The sequence below is a fragment of the Streptomyces sp. NPDC024017 genome, from assembly GCF_040638895.1.
Taxonomy (GTDB): domain Bacteria; phylum Actinomycetota; class Actinomycetes; order Streptomycetales; family Streptomycetaceae; genus Streptomyces.
The window spans coordinates 211,764-232,684 of sequence record NZ_JBEZYZ010000007.1; the positions used below are offsets into that span (position 1 = coordinate 211,764).

Below are 20,921 nucleotides of genomic sequence, written 5' to 3' on the forward strand. Positions count from 1 at the left end.
CCGCCCGCGGCGTCGTCAACTGTGCGCCGCGGCGGTCACCGTGGCGGGATCCACCCCGGTCAGTTCGACGATGCGGTGCGGCGCAACGCCGGCGGCCAGTGCGCGTCCGATCAGGCCGTCCCGCCCGTCCGTGCTGTCACGGTAGGCGAGCAGTTCCTCCTCGACCTGGGCCAGCGGCTCCGGTGTCATCTGGTGGCGGAGGCGGCTCAGCTCCTCCTCGCTCAGCGGGACCGGCAGTCGTTCCGCTCCCTCGGGCACGGCTGCCCTCTCCTCCGGCGGCAGCAGGCGCAGGTGCGGTGAGGTCGGCGTGCTTCCCTGAGCATCGAGCCAGGCGCGCACCGCGGGAGTCTCCATGCACGCGAGTTCACCTACGGCAGCCGGCGTCACACCGAGCTGCGCGGACGTGTCGTCAAGCAGGAACAAGTAGGCGTCGTCGGTCATCCTCGGCTCCTTCTCACCAGGGTGCTGATCGACATCCCATTACCCCGCCGCGCCCGGATTACCGCCGGATCACCACGGACGGGGAAGGCCACCCCGACGAGCGCGCTCAATCGGGGGCGACGGCTCGGCGCCGGGTTACCTGCGCCGCCGACGCCGCGTCGAAGGGGTGGCGGGCGGGATCCACCTCGTCCCAGCTCAGGAATCCGGGGGCAGCGCAGATATCACTGCTGTCACTGCGCAAACCTGCCACGTCCGCCCGGTGCCTGATCAAGCGAATTGCCATCCAGGGCGACTTCCCAGGGCCGGGGACCCGTGCCGTCCGTCCACGCCTCCAGGGTCTCCCGGGCCAGGCACACGATCCCGCACTGCTCGGCGTACTCCACCGCCGGCGCTGTGAAGTCACTCGTGCTGACCAGCACGGCGATGTCGGCCTCGTGCACTGTGAAGCACGTGCCGCCGAAGCGCTGCAGATCCTGGGAGCCGACGCGATGGGACTCGCTGTAGTGCTTGCACTGGATGACGATCCGCCGCCCGTCGGGTGTCACGGCCACGACATCGGCGCCCAGGTCCCCGGCACCGCCCACGACTTCGACGTCCGAGCAGCCGTCGCGTTCGCAGAGTGCGGCGATCGCCTCCTCGAACTCCTCAGGCGTCAGGGCGTCGTAGTCGACGAACCCCTCCGACGTCAGGGTGTCGTACGGGACGAACTCCTCCCGAGTCGGGGCCTCGTAGTCGACGGTGACATCGACGGCCGCCCGCTGAGGGGGAACCGTTGGAGCCTCCAGTTCCTCGGCCGCTTCCCTGGCCGCCTCGTCGAGGGCTGCCGCGGCTCGACGGGCCACTCCCGCCACGCGCCACCTGCGCCGCAGGCCCAGACATCCCGCGACACCTATCACGACCAGTACGAACACCCAGGCAGGACGCCGCTCGACAGCACCGGCCGCCACGCGAACGGCGAGGCCCAGGAGACTCAGGACCACCGCGAGAAACACGAAGAACAGGGCCGTCGACCGAAGATCGAACCCGTACCGGCGGCGCTTCACCAACGGCGTACGACGCACAGGCACTGCCACGACATCCCCCCTCCTGGGACCAACAGCAAGATCACCCCCACCGTCTGCCCAAGATCACCACCTTCACTGCTCAACCGCCGTGTGTGACACCCCACCTGACGCCCTGTCGAGGCCCGGCCCCCGGTCGGCCCGCCTCAAAAGCCTTGATCACCGTTCTCGAATGCGCCACCACCACCACTGCCCCGCGGTCCACTCGCTCGCCCACCCCGGATCCGGAAGAGTGCGGCGCTCGAACTCCACGTCGATTCGCTCCACCAGGCGGCCCAGATCCGCCCGGGCCCCTCCGGGCAGATGGCGCAGGGCCACTTCCAAATCGTCCCGGGCGTCTTCGATCTCGATGCCGGGACTCTCGTAAGGGCCGCTCAGATAGCGCCCCGGCTGTCTGAAAGCGCACGCGAAGCGGCTCAGAGCATCAGCAACGGCATCGGGCCACAGATGATCGGCCTCAACGCGCCGTACCGCGGCCCGAGTTCGAGCTGACACGGACGGAATCCGACGGACCGGCATGTGCTTGGACGGCCGCCACCGCTCGGCGCGGACGGCCTTCGGACGCCTACGCGGCATCGCCCTTTCGGATCAGAATCATGCCGGCATTCTGCCACGGCCGCTGCATGCGGCTTCCTGGGCAGCCATGACCTCATCGCCATGTTCGAAGGCCCATGCTCCGACGGCGTCGATGGGTGCCAACAGAGTCCGCCCCAGAGCGGTGAGCTGGTAATCGACCCGTGGCGGCGCTCCGGGATGGGCGTGCCGTGCCACCAGTCCGTTGAACTGCAGGCGCCGCAGTGTCTCGGTGAGGACCTTGGAGCTGATTCCGCCGATGCGCTCGCGCAGTTCGACCGGGCGCCTGGGACCGTCACGCAGCGCCCAAAGCACCACGGCGTTCCAGGTGTTGGAGAGCAGGTCGAAGGCGAGGCGGGCGCGGCAGTCGGCGAGAAAGGCGTCGGTGGTCACGCACCACATGGTGCCCGACGGGCCACCTAACCTCATCGCGAACGGTCGAAGCAGGCATGGAGGGAGAACGCACGGTGAGAATCGGCGTACTGGGAACGGGCAACATGGCGGACGCCCTCGCCACCCACTGGGCGCGAGCCGGGCACGAGGTGGCCATCGGCGGACGCGACACGCACAAGGCGGAGCGGCTCGCGACGCGCATCGGCAGCGGCGCGATGCCCGCCAGTCTGTCCGCGGCGGCCGAATTCGGGCGAGTGGTACTGGCCGCGCTGCCCTTTGACGCAGGGGCGGGCGTGATACGAGAGCTGCGAGCGGCCATGGAAGGCAAGGTGCTGCTCGACTGCTCCAATCCGGTCGGGCCTGGCTTTCGGCTTCTGACGGACGGAGGCCCCTCGGCCGCGCAGCGGCTGGCCGCGGCGGCACCCGGAGCCCACGTGGTCAAGGCGTTCAATCTGTGCCACGAGGACGTGTGGCGCATGCGGCCACCGGTCTTCGACGGGCGGGCACTGGCCGTTCCGGTCTGCGGGGACGACCAGGCGGCCCTGGCGTGCGTACACGAGTTGGTGCGGGACGTGGGCTGTGAGCCCGTGTCCGGCGGCGGTCTCGCACGGGCAGGACTCCTGGAGGCGACCGCCGCACTGTTCATCGCCCTGTGGGTGGGCGAGGGAGCGGATGCCCAGGCCATTGCACCTCCGCTGGCGTATGCGGTCGGCGCATGAAATACGTCCTGTTCGACGTCGACGGCACGTTGATCGACGCCGTGAGCAACCAGCGCCGGGTCTGGGGAAGCTGGGCGGAGCGCTACGGGCTGGATGCGGACGAGGTCTACCGGGTGGCGCTGCGGACGCGGCCGATGGAGTCGTTCGCTCAGGTCGCTGCGGACCGTGATCCGCGCGAGTGCCTGGCCGTGCTGCACGAGCTGGAGGACGAGGACGTGCAGTCCGGCGTCTATGCGGCTTTCGACGGCGCCTCGGAACTGCTGCACAGCCTGCCGCCGGGGGCCTGGGCGTTGGTGACGTCGAACTACGAGCACCGGGTGCGCGGCCGTTTCCTGCGGACGGACCTGCCCGTGCCGGACGTGATCGTGGACGCGGCCGCAGTGGAAGAGGGCAAACCCTCTCCCGTGCCCTATCTGCAGGCCGCCGCACGGCTGGGCGCCGAGCCGGGGGACTGCCTCGTCATCGAGGACGCACCCTCCGGAGTACGGTCCGGGCTGCGCGCCGGGATGACGGTGTGGGGCGTGAACTCCGCAGCAGCGGTGGAGGGCGTGCATCGCCACTTCGTCAGTTTGCGGGAGGCAGTCCCCCACATCCTGGCCTGTGTTTCCAGCCCGGCATGATGCGGCTGCGACAACGCCGAGTCGGGTCATCCGCCACTCGTCCTGTCAGTCGATCAGGACGCCCGGGTTGAGGATGCGATGGGGGTCCAGGGCGTCCTTGGCGGCGCGCAGCGCCAGCGCGAAGGGCTCCGGGCGCTGGAGGTCGTAACCGGGGCGGTGGTCCCGGCCGACGGCGTGGTGGTGGGTGATGGTGGCGCGGTAGCGGTGCAGGACGTCGCTCGCGGCCGCCTTGATGTCGTCCCAGATGGCGACTTCGTCGCCGGGGCGGCCGGCGACGGCCACGGTGAAGTAGGGGGCGGCGCCGTCGGGGTAGACGTGCGTCAGGCGGCAGTTGACGGTGGCCGGGTGTCCGGTGGCCTTCGAGGCGGCAGCGCCGACCTCGGTGCGGACGGCGTCGATCAGGGCGGGAATCCTGTCCCAGGTCGCGGCGGTCTCGAAGGTCTCGACGACGGCACCCATGCGGGCCAGACCGTCGCGCAGATAGGGCATGCGCAGGAACGCCGAGCGCCAGGCGCTCACCGCCGCGTCGGCCGGGGCGGCGCGGTCCGCCGAGGTGCCGCCGTCCGCCTTCGGCGCCTCGCCCCGGCCGCCATGAGCCCGCGCCACCTCCAGGGCACTCGCGAGGCGGTCGTCGACACGACGGGTGGCGGACTCGAAGCCCAGCACCAGGACGGAGGAGCCGTCGCGCGAGGCACCGGACAGCAGTGCCTCGCCGGGGTCGAGCAGACGGCAGTTGGCGGGGGAGAGGTCGGACTGGGCGAGGGCGCGCACCGCCTCCAGCGCCTGCCCGAAGTCGGCGAAGGCCACCGACGCCGAGGCCTTGTGGCGGGGGCGCTCCTGCAAGCGCATCCACGCCTCGGTGATGACGCCGAGCGCGCCCTCGGAGCCGAGGAAGAGACGGTCGGGTGACGGCCCGGCACCGGAGGCGGGCAGCCGCCAGGACGTGCCCGAACCGGCGGGCGTGACCACGCGCAGGGACTGCACGAAGTCGTCGATGTGGGTGTGGCCGGTGGCGTAGTGGCCTCCGGCCCGGGTGGCCAGCCAGCCGCCGAGGGTGGAGAACTCGAAGCTCTGCGGGAAGTGGCGCAGGGTGAGGCCGTCGGGCCGCAACTGCTCTTCCAGCACGGGGCCGAGAGCCCCGGCCTGGATACGGGCCGAGCGACCGACGGTGTCGACCTCCAGGACCCGGTCCATCGACGTCAAGTCGAGCGACAGGACGGCACGGTGGGTATCCCCGCTGTACTCCACGCCGCCGACCACCGAGGTGCCGCCGCCGAAGGGGATGACGGCCACGCCCTGCTCGCCGGCCCAGTCCAACAGGTCGGCCACCTCCCGGTCGTCGGCCGGACGGGCGACCAGGTCGGGGATCCGGCCCGGCCGGCCGCGCAGCGCCCGGACGATGTCGCGGTGGCCTTGCCCGAGGCGTGGGCGGCGCGCACGTCGGGGTCGCCGGTGACGAGGTGCGCCAGCGCGGGCGGAGGTGTCACGCCGGGCCGGGCGATCGCCAGGTCGGCGACCCGGGGTGTCGGCAACGGCCGGGCCAAAGTGCCCGGCAACAGCGCACCCATCGCGACGCATTCGGCATCGTCGGGGTGGGCGTCGGCGTAGCCCCAGCCCCACCAGGAGCGGGTGCGGGAGGTGCCGTGACCGGAGGGTGAGGCGGGCATGCGTGTACTCCCAGCGAGGCCGGTGAATTTACCCTATGGAAAATTACCGTAAGGTAATATCGATTCCATGACAACGCCCCCCTCGAAGGCCGGCACCAAGGGTGTCCCCAGGGCCGCCCGCGAACGACAGGTCCTGGCCGAGGCCACCGAGGAGTTCGGCCGCCACGGCTACGAAGCCACCACCATGGCCGCCATCGCGGCCCGAGTCGGCGTCACCAAGCCCCTGCTGCACCACTACTTCGGCAGCAAGCAGGACCTCTACCTCGCGTGTCTGAACCCCGTGGGCGACCGGCTCCTGCACGCCGTCCGCACCGCCATGACCGAAGCCGTCCCCCCGGCGCAACCCACCGCACTGCGCGTGCTGCACGCCCTGTTCACCGCTCTGGACGGGCGGCGCGAGGCGTGGTTCGTCCTCTACGACGCCACGCTGCCGCCCGACAGCGAAGCCGCCCGCCGCGCGGCGTACTACCGCCGCGCCATCGACGACCTCGCCGCGACCGGCACCGCCGACCTCCTGCGGACGGCCGGATCCGGCGACCCGCTGGACGCCGACGCCCTCACCTACGCCTGGCGCGGCCTGTGCACCGCACTGGTCCGCTGGTGGGTCAACCACCCCGAGCAGTCACCCGAAGCCATGACCCGACGCTGCGCCCGACTCTTCGCGGCCGGCCGCACCCTCCTCGCCGTGGGCGACGATGCCATGTGAGCACCGGCCCGTCGTACGACCCGTGGGTATCCGCGCGTGATCGTCTGCTGGACGCGGAGGCTGGCGGCGGGGCTGAAGGAGAAGTTCTGTGCGGTGTCCTCGGTGGGGATACGCTGTGCGTCGCGCGCGCAGTCGGCCGATGCCGTGTCGCTGCCGAGGTCCGCGGCGGTGAAGGCGTTGACGCCTTCCGCCTGTCCGATCAACCCGGTGTCAGGGGTGGGCGCAGACCAGGTCGAACACGCCGGGCGGGAAAGACGCCTGCAAGTCGTGGCGCGCCGCGGTGACGCGCTCGCCGAGGCTGTGTGAGCGCGCGAGGGCGGTGAGCCGCTCGACCGCCACGGCCGAGATGTCGACCGCGGTGACATGCCACCCCTGGCCGGCGAGCCACAACGCGTCGCCGCCCCCGCCGCATCCGAGGTCCAGCGCGTCACCGGGCGGCAGGGCGAGGTCCGCCACCGTCTCTGTGAGACGAGCGTGGGGTCGTGGGCCGTCCACTGCCGGGCGGGCCGCGTACACGCCGTCCCAGAACGCGACCGCATCGGTGGTGCTCATCCGGCCTCCTCGTGTCGGAATGCGCTCAGTCTCGCCAGGCCCCCGCGGCTCGCCACGGAATCTTGCGGTTACGGCAAACGGCCTCCCGGTCGAAGACCGGCTGCGCCCCCGGCCGAGGGGATGTCCCTCGGCCGGGGGCGGCTGGTACGGGCTCGTCACCGGGACGGGAGGCATGGTGCCGCCCCGCCGACGGGTGACGCCGCCGTCATCGGGCGCGGTACGAACGCCCGGCGCGGGGTGTCAGCTCGAGAAGGGGACTGCGTCGGCGGGGTCGGCGTGCCAGTTGGTGGCGACGGGCCGGTCGACCGTCGTGGCCTCGGGCAGGGCGAGGGTGACGGCGTTGGATTCGTCGCCCGCGACGGCGAGGTGGAGGAAGTCGAACTGCCTGCCGTGGTCGTCGTTCGTGGTCTTGGGGTTGATGCCGGCGTAGGCAGCGGTGGAGCCGGACAGCGTGACCCTGTCGCTGACGGCATGCTCGGCCGGTGCCACCTCGGTGTCGGCGGAGGAGCCGAAGGAGGCGGAGGGGAAGACGCCCTCCAGGTAACAGGTGACGCCGGACTTGGCCTTGGCCGTGACGAGGAAGTAGCCGCCCGCCTGTGTCTTCAAGCTGACCTTGAAGCTCAGGTCCTTGGTGGCGCAGGCCCGCACGGTGGTGCTCCGGCTGTCGGCCGTGGCCGTCGCCGTGGCAGTCGCGGTGGCAGTGAGGCCCACCGCCGCGACTGCGGCCAGGGCGAGGCGGGCGGAGGGGGCGGCAAGGCGCGAACGCATCGAGATCTCCATGGTGCGAAGTGGGTTGTCCAGCGGACTGCTTGGACGACCTCAGCCTGTTCCGCGATGCGTCCCACCCGCCACAACGGGCGGTCATTCCGGGACGCCGGAACGCCGGAACGCGCTCTGACCAGCGCAGATGCTGACAGCCTGGAACGGCCTGCCGGGATGCGGAGGCTGTGCTGGATCAGCCACCGGACGCACACCGCTCAACGCAGGCCCGTCAGGGAACCCCTCGGGGCCCGCTCGTCAGCTCAGGGCGCGATGCCCACGGAGGGCAGTCGGCTCCACTTCTTCTCCTGGCGAGCGGAGAGAGCCGGCCAGTGCAGGCAGTCGGGGCGTGGGTTGACGCGTGCGGCGAACGGAGCGGGTGTGAAGGTCGGCTTGTAGAAGCAGCCCGTGCCGTACGAGGCGTCGCGAGACGGAGTTGGCGTACTCGGAGGTACTCAGCCCACGTAGCGGGCGGCAAGCGCGGTGGCGCGGTTGTGCAGGGACATGCGCAGCGACCTCGGGGCCAGGGCTTCCGCGTCCGTACCGAGCTGCCACAGCGCCCACTCGGCGTGTCGTAGATCCTGGAAGGTCACCTCCAGCCGCAGCCAGCCGTCAGCGTCGGGTTCTGCGGCGCGGACGGCCACCGCGGTGCTCAGCAGGTCCTCCCGCCGCTTCGGGTTCACCCGTACCGGCACGGCGATGTGGTCGCCGGACAGAAACCGCGCGCAGCGCTCCCGCCAGACCCGGTCCAGATCAACCCGGTCCGGTCGCTGTGCCGGTGCGGGGAGTTCCTCGGCGGCCCGCACCCGCGACAGCCGGTAGGTGCGGTCCGCGCCGGATCTCGTGGCCAGCAAGTAGCTCCGGTCGCGTACGGTGACCAGGCCGATCGGGTCCACCGTGCGCCACTGTGGTGCCTGGTCCGTGGCCGCGTAGTGGATGCGCAGTTTGTGTCCGGCGAGCACCGCGCGCCGGATCTCGACCATCGTCGTGCCGGGCACCTCCTCCGCGGCCGGACGGCGTGAGAGCAGGTCGGTCTCGGGCTCGACGAGGAACCGCCGGGCCGCGTCGCTCGCGGTGGCCTGATGGCTTTCGGGCAACGCGTCGACCACCTTGCGCATGGCCGAAGCGAGCGCCGAGCCGAGGCCGAACACCTGCTCGCCGCGCCCCGATCCGGCGGCCAGCAAGGCAAGAGCCTCGTCGTGGTTCAGCCCGGTGAGCTCGGTCCGGAAACCGGGCAGCAGCGAGAACCCGCCGTGCCGGCCGCGTTCGGCGTAGACCGGGACTCCGGCCGCGGACAGCGCCTCGATGTCGCGCAGCACCGTACGGGTGGATACGTCCAGCTCGCGGGCGAGCGTGTCCGCAGTCAGCCGACCGCGCTGACGGAGCAACAGCACCAGCGAGACCAGCCGATCAGCGCGCATCCGAAAACCCTATCGAATACATGACCAAGGGTGTCGTGATTGTGCGGAAGGCTCGTGAGCACCGACGTAGACGATGGCGGCTACCGCGCCGACGGACGTACGCGTACTCCCATGACTGAATGGAGCTGATGTGCCAGTGGAACGAACGCCGGTCAACCCGGTGACGTGGTCGGTGGAGATGGGGTTCAACCAGGGTGAGATCGTCTCCGGGCACACCCGGACCCTCTACTGCTCCGGACAGACCGCGATGAGCCCCGACGGCAAGCCCCGGCATGACGGCGACATGGCCGCACAGGTGGCGCTGAGCCTCGACAACCTGGAGGCCGTGCTCGGCGAGGCCGGCATGTCCCTCGCGAATCTCGTCCGGCTCAACGTCTACACCACCGACGTCGATCAGCTGTTCCCGCACTACGGCGTCCTGGCGTCGCGGTTGGGCGCGGCCGGGGTGGCACCGACGACCACGATGCTCGGGGTGACACGGTTGGCCCTTCCCGGCCAGATGGTCGAACTCGAGGGGACCGCCGTCGCGTGATGCGACCTCGCCGCCTGTGCTGCCCGTGCCGGATCGACCGGCACGGGCAGCCGGCAGATGGGTGATTGCCGATGCTCGGAATGGTGACCATCGGTGTCTACGGCTTCGACGGCGACTCGTTCCTGCGACGCCTGCGGCACGCGGACGTCCGCGTCCTGCTCGACGTACGTCAGCGCCGCGGCGTCCGCGGCCCCGAGTACGCCTGGGCGAACTCACTCCGGCTGCAGGCGGCCCTTGCCCACGCCGGAATCGCCTACGAGCACCACCCCGAGCTCGCCCCCACCACCGAACTACGCCGGCTCCAGTACGCCGAGGACGACCGCCGAGGGGTCGGCAAGCGCTCGCGCCGCGAGCTCGCTGCCGAGTACACCCGCCGCTACACCACGGAGATCCTCGACCGCGCCGACCTCACACCGATCGTGTCGGCGCTGCCGAGCAGCGGAACCGCAGCGCTGTTCTGTGTCGAGCGCGACCCGGAGGCATGCCACCGCTCGCTGATCGCCCGGCGATTGGCCGAGCAGCACCACGTCACGATCGAGCACCTGCGCCCGTAGTCCCTGAGCCGACCGCGCCTGCGCGCGGCCGCGCGCAGGACCATCCCCTCAGCACGCGCCTTGCATCGCCTGCCCGGACTCAACGCATCCCGGGCAGGCTGCGCAGCTCGTCGACCTTCAGCAACCGAGCGAGAAGGAGGTACATCACGGCTGTCGCGAGCGCTCCGGCAGCCAATGCGACGGCAGCAGGCCACGTTCCCTCTCCCCGACCGGCGCACGCGCGCGCCACGACCCAGCCGAGCCCTGCGGCCGGGCCGGCGGCGCAGAACAGTTTCACGTAGGTGCGCCGCAGGCCGCCGTCGTCGATACGAACCCCGAGCCGCCTGCGCAGCAGGATCGCGGTGAGCGCGAGGCCGGCCACATAGGAGAGGGTGTAGGCCCCGGCCATGCCCACCACCGCCCAACGGGCGGGCAGCAGCAGATGACAGGCCGTGGCCAGGGCGATGTTCACGCCGGCGATCCAGGCCGCCATGAAGAACGGCGTGCGCGTGTCCTCGAAGGCGTAGAAGCCGCGCAGCGGCCTGACCTCCGAACGGGTGGCCCACCTGTCCGGTGTCAGCAAGACGACGCTGTACAAGTGGTGGCCCCCCAAGGGCGCCCTCGCCCTGGACGGCTACTTCCACGCCGTCGAGGAGACCCTCGCGTTCGAGGACACCGGTGACCTCCGCGCCGACCTCACCCGGCAACTGTGTGCGTTCCGCACATCATGACCGGGACACCGGCAGGGCGGGTGGTGACCGAGCTGATCGGGCAGTCCCAGACCGACGAGGACCTGGCCGCCGCGTTCCGCTCCCTGTACTCCTCCGAACGCCGGCGACTGGCCGGGGAACGGTTGCTACGCGCCAAGGAGCAGGGACAGATCCGCGACGACGTCGACGTCCAGATCCTCGTCGACCAGCTCTGGGGCGCCGTCTACCACCGGATGCTGATCCCGGACGAGCCCGTGACCGACGGCCTCGTCGTCGCCCTGGTCTCCAACCTGATCGACGGCATCACCCCACCGACCGGCCACCGCCCCGCCACGTAGCCGGCGCGTTCACAGGCCCAGCTGCACGAGTCCGGCTGGAACACCTGAAGTGATCAAGGCGGTCAAGGGAGTTGCGAGATCGCGCGGGGAGAACAGGTCGGGGCCGGCATAGGCAGCGATGTCGCGGGGGCGCCACCACTTCAGACCGCTGATGTTCTCCGTCGCGGCAAGCTGATCGTCGGACAGAGTCCCGCGGGGACTGAAATGGGCGGTGCGCACGAGGAAGTAGTCGTTGACGACGCCGTCGTAGCCGACGGCGTGATCAGGGGCCACGACCTCCTGGTGCCAGACGTGCGGAGGATCGGTCCCGACGGCAAGGCCAACCTCTTCCCGGAGTTCGCGGCGCAGCGCGGCAAGCGGCGTCTCACCCGGCTCGATCCCTCCGCCGGGAGCCGCCCACACCACCGTTCCCGCCGGCTTCGGAAGGGCGAACCGGCAGAGAAGAATACGGTCGTCCTCGTCGAGGATGATCGCGCGGACTGCGTGACGCAGGTTCAGAGACGGCATCCGGTCACGCTAGCGGTCTTCCGAGATGGTCAGCCGTCGTTGGCCAGGGCGCGTCCGAGGAGGGGGAGCAGGCGGTCCCAGTGGTGCCGCAGTGCGGAGGGGTTGAAGGCGTCGGTGTCGGACATGGTGAAGCCGTGCACGGTGCCGGGGTAGATCTCGGAGGTGTGGTCGACACCTGCGGCATCCAGGGCTTGGTTGAGCTGACCGAGGTCCTCGGGCGTCAGGTCGGTCTCGGCGTGGCCGAGGTGGACCTCGGCGGTGAGCTTGGACAGGAGGCGGTGCAGACTCTCGGGACTGTCGGCCCCGACCGGGCCGTGGAATGAGGCGACGGCGGCCACCCGGCCGGGGTGGGCCGCGGCGGTGCGCATCGCCAGGAGGCCGCCGATGCAGTAGCCGGTCACCCCGACCGGCCCTGTGTCGACCTCGGGCCGGCTGGTGAGGAACCTCAGGTAGGCGTCGGCGTCACTCAGGATGCGTTCGTCGGTGTGCGCCTGGATCATGGGCATCAGCCGGGCGAAGATCGCCGTCCGGGCCTCCTCTCCTATGTGCTCGGGAAGTTCGATCACCGGTGCCGGGCCGTGCCGGTGGAAGACATTGGGGACGAGCACGTAGTACCCGTGCCCGGCGAGTTCGCGGGCCATCTCCCGCACCACGGGCCTGATGCCGAAGCCGTCCGCGTACATCAGCACGCCGGGGTGCCGCTCGCCCTGGTCGGGGAACGCGGCGAAGGCGTCGGCCCGGCCGTCCGCGGTGGGGATCTCCAGTGTCGTGATGGGCAAGATCTGCCTTCCTTGACGTTCACTCAACTAGTGTTAGTCGCACTAACGGTTTAGGGTCCGGGTGAACCTACATCGTTAGTCGCACTAACACAACGAGCAGGGCCGGTGCCATGATCAGAGCCGAAGCAGCGGACATGTCCGACGACGGCGTACGCAAGACGCCCGACAGGCTGCGTCGGCGGGCGAGCCGACTGCTGTCGCAACTGACCATGCGCTCGGACAGGCTGATCACCGAGGGGCTGGCCCAGGCCGACGCCCGGAAGTGGCACTATGCGGTGCTCGCTTCACTGCAGGAGTTCGGTCCGGCCAGCCAGGCGGAGCTGAGCACCCGCTCCGGCATCTACCGCAGCGACATGGTCGGCGTCCTCAACGAACTGGCCGAGCGCGACCTCGTCGACCGGACGCCGGATCCCGACGACCGGCGCCGCAACGTCATCACGATCTCCTCCCGGGGCCGCCGCCACCTACGCCGCCTGGACAAGGTCCTGGACGACCTCCACGACAACCTCCTCGCACCACTGAGTCCGGCTGAACGCGACCAGTTCGTCCAGTTGCTCACTCGCTTGCTGGACCACCACACCCGGGGCTCCTGAGCCGCGTTCAACTCCTTGCCCGCGGTGGCCACCGACAGCGCAGCTTGTGCCACGATGCTCCGCATGTCTGGTCGCGCGCTGAGCTTCGGAGCGGTAGCGGAAGCTTACGAACGGTTCCGGCCCGGGTATCCCGTGGAACTGTTCGACTCGGTGATGGCATACGCGGGTCATCCGGTCCGAACTGCCCTGGAGATCGGCGCCGGGACGGGTAAGGCAACCCGGCTGTTCGCTCAACAGGGGATCATGGTCACCGCGACCGAGCCTGACGGGTCCATGCTCGCCGAGTTGCGCAAGCACGTTCCGGCGAATGTCAGGCCGGTGCAAGCCCCGTTCGAGGACTTGCGGCCGGGGGAGCGGTACGGGCTGGTCTACGCGGCCGCAGCGCTGCACTGGACGAACCCGGAGGGTCGGTGGCCACGCATCGCCGCGCTTCTGGAACCGGGTGGCGTGTTCGCCTCGTGCGGGGGGCCGCTCCGACTGGCCGACCCGGCCGTGGCGGAAGCTGTTCGCGCGGCGAGAGCGCCGTTCTTGGAGAGCGACGAGATTCCGTCTCCTGACGGGACGCCTCCGGATCGTGAGATGCAGTGGCCGGGGAGCGAGCTGCAACGGTCCGAGTGGTTCACCGAGGTGCAACAGTCCGTGATCGAACGGCCCGTGACGATGAGCGCCCGTGACTACGTCGGGCATCTGTCAACCATTTCGGCCTATCTCGTCCTGCCGGCTTCGGAGCGAGAGCAGGTGTTCGGCCAGATCATGAAGGTTCTCCCGGACACGGTCGAGATGGCCGCCGACATCACCGTCCATCTCGCGCGTCGGTGCCACGAGGATTGATCACGACCTCGACATCCCCGAGCCGCCGGCGCCGCAGCTGATAGCCTGCGATCTTCGCCGGTCACCCGGACGGAGTCCCCCCGGCAGGTCGCCATGTCTCGCCACCAACAGCGGCTCATGACAGCACTTGACGCCCTGGATCGCGCCTTCGCCTCGGAGGAGCCCTTCCCCGTCTCCGGCTGCACGTACTGCTACGGCGCTCAGGACCTGGTCGAACTCTCCGGACCGCTCGACCTGATAGCCGACGACCTGGTGTCCGCCGTCGCCGCAGAAGTCCCCAACCACTGGGACGACTTCCCGCGTCTCTACCGCCGTCTCACTCCACGCATCATCCGTCCCGCCGTCACCGGCCGGCTCCACATCGACGAGAACCTCATCGCCTCACGTCTGGTCGCAGCGGGCTGGACCACCTGGGACGCGCCCCTGACCACGGCACTTCACGAGGTCTGGTCTGCTTGGTGGCAAGCCACCTTGCACACCCACCCCAGCCCGGTCCCCATCAGGAAGACCCTCAGCCTCATCACCGTCGCCACCGGCACCCTGCGCCCCTGGCTGGACATATGGACCACCACCCGCGTCCCGGCCGCCGACACACACCTGGCCGACCTCATCGACGACGTGCTGCTCGAGTACGAGATCACCGACCTGCACATGGGCTTCTACGAGGAGTACGACGCCTCCGCGGAGCTGCTGAGCTGGCTCCTGACGGATGTCCACGACCGCGCCGACGACGCCCGTCTCGATGACCCGTACCTCCTCGAATGATCTGGAGCCTCTCCTGATAGAGGACGCGGATCGGGGTACCTGCGTCGGCATGGCTTCCGAAACCGATCACGCTGAATCCGTACGAGCCCTGCGGCAGCTGCGCCGGATGCGCACCTTCTACGCCGGGGGTGTCGTCTTGTGGGCCGCTTCGGCCACATCGGCGGGCTGGGACGACCCTGGAAGCCGGCAGATGTGGGTATCGGGGGTGCTCCTGGTGGTCTTCGCCGCTCTGCTGGCCATGACGTCCCTGTGGCTGAGGCGCCACCGGGCCGACCATGCGGACGAGCCCGTGCACCATGCCGCTCCGCGCAGGACGGCCTTGCGCCGCCACGCCAACGCCTGAGTGCGGGAACTCGGCCTTCGGCCCGTTCCGACGGGAGCAACCGCCTACTGGAGCGGAACGATCGGGACGAGGATCTCGCCTAGGGCGTGTGATCGTCGCCCGTCGGCCGGGTCGACTGCGACCGGTCGTGCTCTTCCGGCCTCGGCTGGAAGTCGCCCGGCCGGTCGCGGCGGAGTTCCTCGTACCGCTGCGCGTAGGCGTCGACTGCCTGGTGAACCGTGCAGCCCCATGTCTCGCGGATCGTGGCGATCGCGGCGATGCTCCTGTGCGCCAGGATGTCGTGGTCCACACTCGCGGGCAGTCGGTCCATGCGGGTGAGGCTATAGGGCGGACGTGAACACTCCGCCGTTCGAGGACGGTTCGGCCCGTTGCGCGTGTGAACCCCTGGCGTCGGGAGAGGCGGGATTACGTCCGTGTCCCAGGAGGTGGGACATGCGTAGACGAACGAGGCGCCTACTCGCCCACCACTGGACACACCGGTACGACGGCGGATCCCGGCAGATCGTCCATCCCTCCGCCCCCGCCTCCGCCGACCCGTACGCGCAGGGCCACCCCAGGGCCTTCGCTGGCCCCCTCCGACCCACCGGCAGGTCCGGACTCGCCGCCGGTTCCTGAGGTCACATGACGGAGCCGCAGGGCAAGCCCGGCGCCGGCACCGTGCCTCCTCGGCTTCGGCTTCGCCCAGCTGGTGCTGCAGAGTCTCCATCTGCTGCGGTTACGAGGTCCTGGTCGTGGTGGTCGTAGCGCTGCTCGCCGTCGAGGCGTCAACGAACCCCGGGCGCCTGCGCCTACCCCGCTCGCTGAGGCGTGGCCTGCGTGCGGGATGGCAACTGCTGGCGCAGTGGCACCTTGCAGTCGTCGCCGCCGGACTGGTGCTGCTGGTGATGTGGCCGTACATCCAGCCCTATGCGTGGACGGCTCCCCTCACGATCGCCATGGGGCTTCTCCTCGGGCAGAGCCGCGCTGCTCAAGGCGGCCACCCGCGGCAGCGTGGCGGCAGATCCGTGATGATCCTCGCGGCCGCGGCCTTCCTGTTCTGGACGCTCACCCAGGCCGCCTGGCAATGGGGCGATCCTGACGCGCGGACACATGCACGCGAGGTCGTGAGCTGGACAGGCGTCGTCGTCTACAGCACCGAGCGCCTCACCTTTCCCACCCAGTCGGTAGCGGAGGAAGACTTCAATACTGGATGGCGCCACCGCTACCGATACACCGGCCTGCGACTGCTCCTGGAACGCGGCGGCCGCTACCTCGTCGTGCCGATGAACTGGGACGCGGGCAAGGACCCCATCTACGTCGTGCTGGAAGACGCGAACACGTGGATCGGCCTCACTCCTGGCGAGCAGGCCCCTGTGTGAGTCGCGGATCTCCCTCCCCGACGGTCACGTAGAGGTCAGTGGAGGGTGGGCCGGTAGATGAGCTCTTGGATGTGACCGTCGAGCGTCCGGCTCTCGACGAGCTCCAGGTCGAAGTCGGCCGCGTCCTGGAAAATCGGGTCCAGTCCGGTCTGACCGGTGATGACAGGGAAGAGTGTCACCTGCAGGCGGTCGACCAGACCGGCGGCCATCAGCGCCCTGTTCATCGACAGGCTGCCGTGCGAGCGCAACGGCACATCGGACTCCTCCTTGAGCCGGGCGACGACGTCGACGGCGTCACCGCTCACGACGGTTGCGTTCGGCCAGTCGAGGGGGTCTTCCAGCGTCGTCGACACCACCGTCGTGGGCAGGCTCCTCATCCGCGTCACCCATGGGTCGCGCACGTCGGATTCCTCAGTGCTCGAGGCCAGCATCCGTGCGAAGGCCCGATACGTGTTGGCCCCGAAGACCATCCGCTGCTCCCCGCCGTGCTGGGCGAGGCGGTGGTCGAGCAACTCGGGTCCTTGCTTGCCCCAGTAGCCGGTCCAGTCGGCGCCGGCGGCGCCGTAGCCGTCGAGGCTGGAAAAGACGTCGAAGGTGTAGGTGGCGGTCATGTCGTTCTCCTCGCGTGGCGCCCAGATCGTCGCACCTATATAGACCCAGCACGATTCCGAATCTCATCGCCGGGCCCGCCAGACGCGGCCTTCAACCGCCCGATCGGCGGAGGAAGCCAAGCCGGAGGAGGACAGCCTGCTGACGTCTGGATGCTCAGCCACGCGAGAAGTGGGGCAGGCCCCCGGTGTGCGCCGGGGGCCTGTGTCGGTCAGCAGGTCGAGTTGGTCTGGGTGAGGAGGCCGAGCCGCCAGGGGAGGAGGTTGTAGTCGCCGCCCGAGTTGGGGTTCATGCCCTGGTAGAGGTACTGGAGTCGGCAGGCGGGGATGGTCAGTGTCTGGTCGTAACCGGCACGGATCATCTCGCCGTGGCTGATGTCCCTGGTCCAGGCTCCCGACGGGAAGGTCACGTTGTTCGACCTGGCGAAGGGGTTGCTCTCGGATGCGGCCAGCGGGGTCCAGGAACCGGCCAGGCTGCTCGTCGTCCAGGAGCGGAAGTAGCGTCGGCCGTCCGATCCGATGGCCTCGACGAGGAGCAGATACTGGTTGGAGCCCTGCACCTTGTACACGTTGCTCGCCTCGAACAGGGCGTATTTGGAGTCCCGGGCCGCGATGACGGTGTTGGTGAAGCCGTTCGGGAACTGGCCGACGGTCGTCTGGGAGCGGTACAGGTGCCCGTTGTCGTCGGAGGAGAACAGGTAACAGTTGGCGCTGTCGCAGATCACCCACATGTCGACCCAATGGCCGTTGCCGATGTTCTGCCTGATGATGTCGGGCATCGACGAGTAGAAGTTGCGCGGTGCGCTCCACCCGTTCGGATTGCTGATGTCGGGGTTGGTGGAGTAGGAGGCGTTGCCCGTCTGGTACACGAGGTACCACAGGCGTTGCGGTGCGTAGTAGAAGACCTGCGGCGCTGCCCGGTAGCCGCTTCCGATGGCACTGCGGTCCAGGTAGTGGTGTGTGGCCGAGCCGGCCTGCGACCAGTCACTGAAGTTCAGATACACCAGGTTGTATCCGGAGGAGCTCGCCGTACTGGCGAACACGTGGTACTTGCCGTTGTACTGGACCACCGTCGGATCCTTGATGCCGGCGATGTTGTGAGTGGCGTCCGACTTCGGTGAGATCAGCGTTCCGCTGGAGCTCCATGAGAACCGGGAGGGCAGCGCGGCGGCGGACCCGGGCGAACGGGATCCGCCCGGCTGGGCGTCGGCCCGCTTGGTCGCCGCTGTGCCGCCCATCGTGGTGAGCACCGACTGGTAGGCCGGCTTCTTGTTGCCGTTGCGGTCGAACAGCAGGGGGTTCTCCCCGCTGCGCCAGGAGTCGCTGTCGCGGATGCCCCAGACGGTGATGCCGGTGCAGCGCGCCACGTTCATGCAGGCGCGGACCGTGTTCGCGTACGCGGTCGTCGGTGCCTGCGCGATGTCCAGCTCGGTGATCTGTACGTCCACGCCGAGGGCGGCGAAGCTCGACAGCGTCGTCTGGAAACTGGCGGGTGGACCGCCGGCGCCGAAGTGGGCCTGGAGGCCGACGCAGTCGATGGGCACGCCGCGCGCCTTGAAGTCGCGCACCATGCGGTAGACGCCCTGGGTCTTCGCGGCGTTCCAGTCCTCGATGTTGTAGTCGTTGTAGCAGAGCTTGGCCGCCGGGTCGGCCGACCGCGCGGTGCGGAAGGCCTGCTCGATGAACCCGTTGCCCAGCAGGTTCTGGAACACCGAGGGGCGGTGCTGTCCGCTGCCGCCGTCGGCGAAGGCCTCGTTCACCACGTCCCAGGAGTGGATCCGGCCTTTGTAACGGCTCGCCACCGTGGTGATGTGGTTGTTCATCACGCTGCGCAGCGTGTTGGCGTCCGTGATGGAGCTGACCCAGCTGGGCAGTTGGGAGTGCCACACCAGGGTGTGGCCGCGCACGCGCTGACCGCGGGCGGTCGCCCGGTTCACGATCTGGTCGGCGGAGCCGAAGGTGAACGAACCGCGGGACCGCTCGGTGGCGTCCCACTTCATCTCGTTCTCGGGTGTCACCGAGTTGAACTCGCGGTCCAGGATGCCGGTGTACGTACCGTCACCGAGCTTTCCGGCGGCCACAGCGGCACCGAAATACCGTCCGGACTGGGCGGCTTGGGCGCCGAGGGTGGAGGCCTTGACCGCGTCGGGCGCGGCGGTCGCGGCCGTCGGCACCACCAGGCCGGCCACGGCCAGCAGGGCCAACACCGAGGCTCGGCGACGGCCGAGCCGTTTCAGTGGGTTCATGGTTCTCCTCGTGATGGGTGGGGGGTTGGGTTGGTGCGCTCGGTGGGTTCGGTCAGGGCGTGGAGAGCTCGAACCGCTGGACGCGTACCGCGCCGCCGAGTGCCCGGGTGGCGTGGTTGAAGAGGGCGAACCTGTAGCCCATGAAGAACCGCCAGTCGTTGCCCATGGAGAAGGAGGGCCCGAGGCGGACGAAGTTGATGCCGTCGGTGCTGTACGAGAAGGTTCCGGGGCGTGCCGCGCCGGGGCGGATGTCCGCGGCCGCACGAAGCCGGATGCGGCTGCCCGTCACGGTCACGCCGGCGACCTCGGTGCCGGTGCCGGTGGTGTTCCAGTTGCCGTCCATGGTCAGCCCGTTGACCATCACCACTCGCGTCACGCCACCGTCGCGTTTTACACCGATCCAGGCGGAGGAGTCACGCAGCAGCGCGAGTCCGGCCCGGTCACCGTCCTGCATCGCCGAGAAGTCGAGGTCGATCGTGGCGGTGGAGGTGGGACCCTGGATGCGGTGGGTGAGCGTGTTGCGGGCCCAGTAGAGGTCGTTGGTGACGGTCGCGGTCCGCAGGGTCAGTCCGTTGCCGACCGACCACTTGGTGTTGTCCGGGTTGTGGTTCCACTCCCATCGTGGCTTGAGGGTCGTGCCGTCGAAGGTGTCGACGCCGATCATGGGGGTGACCTGGCGGGGTGGAGTGGGCACGGCCGGGCTGGGATACGAGGCGCCCCATGCGCCGTTCACGAGTTGCACGACGGGCCAGCCGTCCGAGGTCCAGGTGATCGGCGCCAGGGCAGGCACCCGGCCGCCGGGGTACGCGTCCACGAAGGCCAGGTAGTACCAGGCGCCGTTCTGCGTCTGCACCAGCCCGCCCTGGTGCGGGACTCCGCCGCCGGGGATCGGGCCGCGCAGGTCGAGCAGGACCTGCCGCATGGTGTACGGACCGAAGGGGCCGCTCGACGACTTCAGGATGTACTGGCCGTTGGCCGGGCGGGTCAGGAAGATGTAGTACTGCCCGTTGATCTTGTAGAAGCGGGCCCCCTCCAGCGTGCCGACACTCGAGGGGGTGCTGAACACCTGCTGTGTGCGGACCTGGGTGCGGCCGTCGCGCGAGAGCTGGGCCACGTTGATGGTGGTGTTTCCGTACGCCACGTACAGGGTGTCGTCACTGTCGACGAGCAGCCCGGCGTCGTAGTACGGCGTGCTGATCGTGGTGAGTCTGCTCCAGGGCCCCTCGACCGCGGTGGCGGTGTAGATGTACGTCCTGGCGAAGTCGATCTGGCCGAGCCAGTAGAAGGTCCCGTTGCTCGGGCGGTGCGCCAGCGACGAGGCCCAGATGCCCCGGACGTAGCCACGGCCACCGTTCAGGTCGTACTTGGCGCCGAAGTCGAGGGTCGGCACCGAGTGGCCGGCTGTCTCCCAGTTCACCAGGTCGTACGAGCGCAGGACGGGCGCGCCCGGCGAGTAGTGCATCGTGGAGGCCGAGGCGTAGTAGGTGCCGCCGACGCGGATCACGTCGATGTCCGCGAAGTCCTGCCAGATGACCGGGTTGGTGTACGCTGCGGCGGCCGCGTGCCCCGGTTCCCGGGCGAAGGGGGAGGCTGCGGCGCTCCCCGACGCTCCCACCAGAGGGAGAGAAGCACTCGTCACCAGTCCGGCGGCTGCGGCCAGCGCTCTACGGCGCCCCATGCCTTGATGAGGGCATGACATATCCATGTCGGTCTCCTTGTGTGGCCGAGCCGTTGTCGGGGGGCGCTGTGACTCGGCGGGTCTCACGGCTGAGGAGGGGGCGCGTGCTGACGTGCTGTGCGTGGGGGCGTGCTTCACCTCGCGATGGCGCAGCGGCCGGGCGCGCCCACCCTGTTCGGGATGTCGGA

At 69.6% G+C, this 20,921-nt stretch carries 24 protein-coding genes and 3 pseudogenes; 12 read left to right on the forward strand and 15 right to left on the reverse strand.

What is annotated here, in order from left to right; translation table 11 throughout:
• Positions 1 to 15 precede the first annotated feature (15 nt).
• The 4 genes from AB0G20_RS20530 to AB0G20_RS20545 all read right to left on the reverse strand — a co-directional run bounded on the left by AB0G20_RS20530 (position 16) and on the right by AB0G20_RS20545 (position 2,468).
• Complete coding sequence (locus AB0G20_RS20530; protein WP_361304370.1) at positions 16 to 441, reverse strand: DUF6003 family protein; 426 nt, start codon at positions 439 to 441, stop codon at positions 16 to 18.
• A gap of 230 nt (positions 442 to 671) precedes the next feature.
• Positions 672 to 1,514 carry a restriction endonuclease gene (locus AB0G20_RS20535; protein WP_361304373.1) on the reverse strand — a complete coding sequence of 281 codons (843 nt, stop codon included), beginning with the start codon at positions 1,512 to 1,514 and terminating at the stop codon, positions 672 to 674.
• A gap of 147 nt (positions 1,515 to 1,661) precedes the next feature.
• Positions 1,662 to 1,997, reverse strand: coding sequence for a hypothetical protein (locus tag AB0G20_RS20540; RefSeq protein WP_361304376.1), 336 nt, complete (start codon positions 1,995 to 1,997; stop codon positions 1,662 to 1,664).
• Positions 1,998 to 2,096: 99 nt separating this feature from the next.
• Positions 2,097 to 2,468 carry a helix-turn-helix domain-containing protein gene (locus tag AB0G20_RS20545; RefSeq protein WP_361304379.1) on the reverse strand — a complete coding sequence of 124 codons (372 nt, stop codon included), beginning with the start codon at positions 2,466 to 2,468 and terminating at the stop codon, positions 2,097 to 2,099.
• Positions 2,469 to 2,542: 74 nt separating this feature from the next.
• Between AB0G20_RS20545 and AB0G20_RS20550 the strand changes: the two genes are divergently transcribed.
• Both AB0G20_RS20550 and AB0G20_RS20555 read left to right on the forward strand, forming a co-directional pair.
• The gene (locus AB0G20_RS20550; RefSeq protein WP_361304382.1) at positions 2,543 to 3,187 is read left to right on the forward strand and encodes an NAD(P)-binding domain-containing protein; all 645 of its coding nucleotides are present in this window, start codon (positions 2,543 to 2,545) and stop codon (positions 3,185 to 3,187) included.
• Positions 3,184 to 3,807, forward strand: coding sequence for an HAD-IA family hydrolase (locus AB0G20_RS20555; RefSeq protein WP_361304385.1), 624 nt, complete (start codon positions 3,184 to 3,186; stop codon positions 3,805 to 3,807). The genes AB0G20_RS20550 and AB0G20_RS20555 overlap by 4 nt, the downstream gene beginning before the upstream one ends.
• Before the next feature lie 45 nt (positions 3,808 to 3,852).
• On the opposite strand, the pseudogene AB0G20_RS20560 reads toward AB0G20_RS20555, so the two are convergent.
• A pseudogene (locus tag AB0G20_RS20560) lies at positions 3,853 to 5,474 on the reverse strand (FAD-binding oxidoreductase).
• A gap of 67 nt (positions 5,475 to 5,541) precedes the next feature.
• On the opposite strand from AB0G20_RS20560, the gene AB0G20_RS20565 reads away from it, so the two are divergent.
• Positions 5,542 to 6,180, forward strand: a complete 639-nt coding sequence (locus AB0G20_RS20565; protein ID WP_361304388.1) for a helix-turn-helix domain-containing protein — start codon at positions 5,542 to 5,544, stop codon at positions 6,178 to 6,180.
• 216 nt (positions 6,181 to 6,396) lie between these two features.
• Here AB0G20_RS20565 and AB0G20_RS20570 read toward each other — a convergent pair.
• The 3 genes and pseudogenes from AB0G20_RS20570 to AB0G20_RS20580 all read right to left on the reverse strand — a co-directional run.
• Positions 6,397 to 6,732: pseudogene (locus AB0G20_RS20570) on the reverse strand (class I SAM-dependent methyltransferase); the annotation flags it as partial.
• A 240-nt stretch (positions 6,733 to 6,972) separates the two neighbouring features.
• The gene (locus AB0G20_RS20575; protein WP_361304391.1) at positions 6,973 to 7,500 is read right to left on the reverse strand and encodes a DUF4232 domain-containing protein; all 528 of its coding nucleotides are present in this window, start codon (positions 7,498 to 7,500) and stop codon (positions 6,973 to 6,975) included.
• A gap of 446 nt (positions 7,501 to 7,946) precedes the next feature.
• Positions 7,947 to 8,912, reverse strand: coding sequence for a WYL domain-containing protein (locus AB0G20_RS20580; protein WP_361304394.1), 966 nt, complete (start codon positions 8,910 to 8,912; stop codon positions 7,947 to 7,949).
• A gap of 136 nt (positions 8,913 to 9,048) precedes the next feature.
• Here AB0G20_RS20580 and AB0G20_RS20585 point away from each other — a divergent pair, with 136 nt between their 5' ends.
• Positions 9,049 to 9,444, forward strand: a complete 396-nt coding sequence (locus AB0G20_RS20585; RefSeq protein ID WP_361304397.1) for a RidA family protein — start codon at positions 9,049 to 9,051, stop codon at positions 9,442 to 9,444.
• Between the two features lie 71 nt (positions 9,445 to 9,515).
• Positions 9,516 to 9,998, forward strand: a complete 483-nt coding sequence (locus AB0G20_RS20590; protein WP_361304400.1) for a DUF488 domain-containing protein — start codon at positions 9,516 to 9,518, stop codon at positions 9,996 to 9,998.
• A 79-nt stretch (positions 9,999 to 10,077) separates the two neighbouring features.
• On the opposite strand, the pseudogene AB0G20_RS20595 reads toward AB0G20_RS20590, so the two are convergent.
• Positions 10,078 to 10,515, reverse strand: a pseudogene (locus tag AB0G20_RS20595) (lipid II flippase MurJ); the annotation flags it as partial.
• A gap of 19 nt (positions 10,516 to 10,534) precedes the next feature.
• Between AB0G20_RS20595 and AB0G20_RS20600 the strand changes: the two are divergent.
• The gene (locus AB0G20_RS20600) at positions 10,535 to 10,708 is read left to right on the forward strand and encodes a hypothetical protein (RefSeq protein WP_361304403.1); all 174 of its coding nucleotides are present in this window, start codon (positions 10,535 to 10,537) and stop codon (positions 10,706 to 10,708) included.
• Positions 10,705 to 11,025 (forward strand): TetR-like C-terminal domain-containing protein, encoded by a 321-nt coding sequence (locus AB0G20_RS20605; protein ID WP_361304406.1) that lies wholly within the window; start codon positions 10,705 to 10,707, stop codon positions 11,023 to 11,025. The genes AB0G20_RS20600 and AB0G20_RS20605 overlap by 4 nt, the downstream gene beginning before the upstream one ends.
• Positions 11,026 to 11,034: 9 nt before the next feature.
• On the opposite strand, the gene AB0G20_RS20610 is transcribed toward AB0G20_RS20605, so the two are convergent.
• Together AB0G20_RS20610 and AB0G20_RS20615 are read right to left on the reverse strand one after the other, a co-directional pair.
• Positions 11,035 to 11,532: an NUDIX domain-containing protein gene (locus tag AB0G20_RS20610; RefSeq protein ID WP_361304409.1), complete on the reverse strand. Its 498-nt coding sequence runs from the start codon at positions 11,530 to 11,532 to the stop codon at positions 11,035 to 11,037.
• A gap of 29 nt (positions 11,533 to 11,561) precedes the next feature.
• The gene (locus tag AB0G20_RS20615; protein WP_361304412.1) at positions 11,562 to 12,311 is read right to left on the reverse strand and encodes a dienelactone hydrolase family protein; all 750 of its coding nucleotides are present in this window, start codon (positions 12,309 to 12,311) and stop codon (positions 11,562 to 11,564) included.
• A gap of 110 nt (positions 12,312 to 12,421) precedes the next feature.
• Here AB0G20_RS20615 and AB0G20_RS20620 point away from each other — a divergent pair, with 110 nt between their 5' ends.
• From AB0G20_RS20620 to AB0G20_RS20635, 4 genes are all read left to right on the forward strand, one after another.
• Positions 12,422 to 12,904: a MarR family transcriptional regulator gene (locus AB0G20_RS20620; RefSeq protein WP_361304415.1), complete on the forward strand. Its 483-nt coding sequence runs from the start codon at positions 12,422 to 12,424 to the stop codon at positions 12,902 to 12,904.
• Between the two features lie 63 nt (positions 12,905 to 12,967).
• Positions 12,968 to 13,735, forward strand: coding sequence for a class I SAM-dependent methyltransferase (locus AB0G20_RS20625; protein WP_361304418.1), 768 nt, complete (start codon positions 12,968 to 12,970; stop codon positions 13,733 to 13,735).
• 93 nt (positions 13,736 to 13,828) lie between these two features.
• Complete coding sequence (locus tag AB0G20_RS20630; protein ID WP_361304421.1) at positions 13,829 to 14,500, forward strand: hypothetical protein; 672 nt, start codon at positions 13,829 to 13,831, stop codon at positions 14,498 to 14,500.
• Between the two features lie 49 nt (positions 14,501 to 14,549).
• On the forward strand, positions 14,550 to 14,843 hold the full coding sequence (locus AB0G20_RS20635) for a hypothetical protein (RefSeq protein ID WP_361304424.1): 294 nt from the start codon (positions 14,550 to 14,552) through the stop codon (positions 14,841 to 14,843).
• A 79-nt stretch (positions 14,844 to 14,922) separates the two neighbouring features.
• Here AB0G20_RS20635 and AB0G20_RS20640 read toward each other — a convergent pair whose 3' ends face one another.
• Positions 14,923 to 15,153 carry a hypothetical protein gene (locus tag AB0G20_RS20640; protein ID WP_361304427.1) on the reverse strand — a complete coding sequence of 77 codons (231 nt, stop codon included), beginning with the start codon at positions 15,151 to 15,153 and terminating at the stop codon, positions 14,923 to 14,925.
• Positions 15,154 to 15,574: 421 nt separating this feature from the next.
• On the opposite strand from AB0G20_RS20640, the gene AB0G20_RS20645 reads away from it, so the two are divergent.
• On the forward strand, positions 15,575 to 16,201 hold the full coding sequence (locus AB0G20_RS20645; protein WP_361304430.1) for a hypothetical protein: 627 nt from the start codon (positions 15,575 to 15,577) through the stop codon (positions 16,199 to 16,201).
• Positions 16,202 to 16,236: 35 nt separating this feature from the next.
• Here AB0G20_RS20645 and AB0G20_RS20650 read toward each other — a convergent pair whose 3' ends face one another.
• The 3 genes from AB0G20_RS20650 to AB0G20_RS20660 all read right to left on the reverse strand — a co-directional run bounded on the left by AB0G20_RS20650 (position 16,237) and on the right by AB0G20_RS20660 (position 20,733).
• Positions 16,237 to 16,812 (reverse strand): dihydrofolate reductase family protein, encoded by a 576-nt coding sequence (locus AB0G20_RS20650; protein WP_361304433.1) that lies wholly within the window; start codon positions 16,810 to 16,812, stop codon positions 16,237 to 16,239.
• A gap of 209 nt (positions 16,813 to 17,021) precedes the next feature.
• Positions 17,022 to 19,055 (reverse strand): non-reducing end alpha-L-arabinofuranosidase family hydrolase, encoded by a 2,034-nt coding sequence (locus AB0G20_RS20655; protein WP_361304436.1) that lies wholly within the window; start codon positions 19,053 to 19,055, stop codon positions 17,022 to 17,024.
• Positions 19,056 to 19,107: 52 nt separating this feature from the next.
• A complete protein-coding gene (locus AB0G20_RS20660; protein WP_361304439.1) occupies positions 19,108 to 20,733 on the reverse strand; it encodes a glycoside hydrolase 43 family protein in 1,626 nt (541 codons plus the stop codon).
• Positions 20,734 to 20,921: the final 188 nt, after the last annotated feature.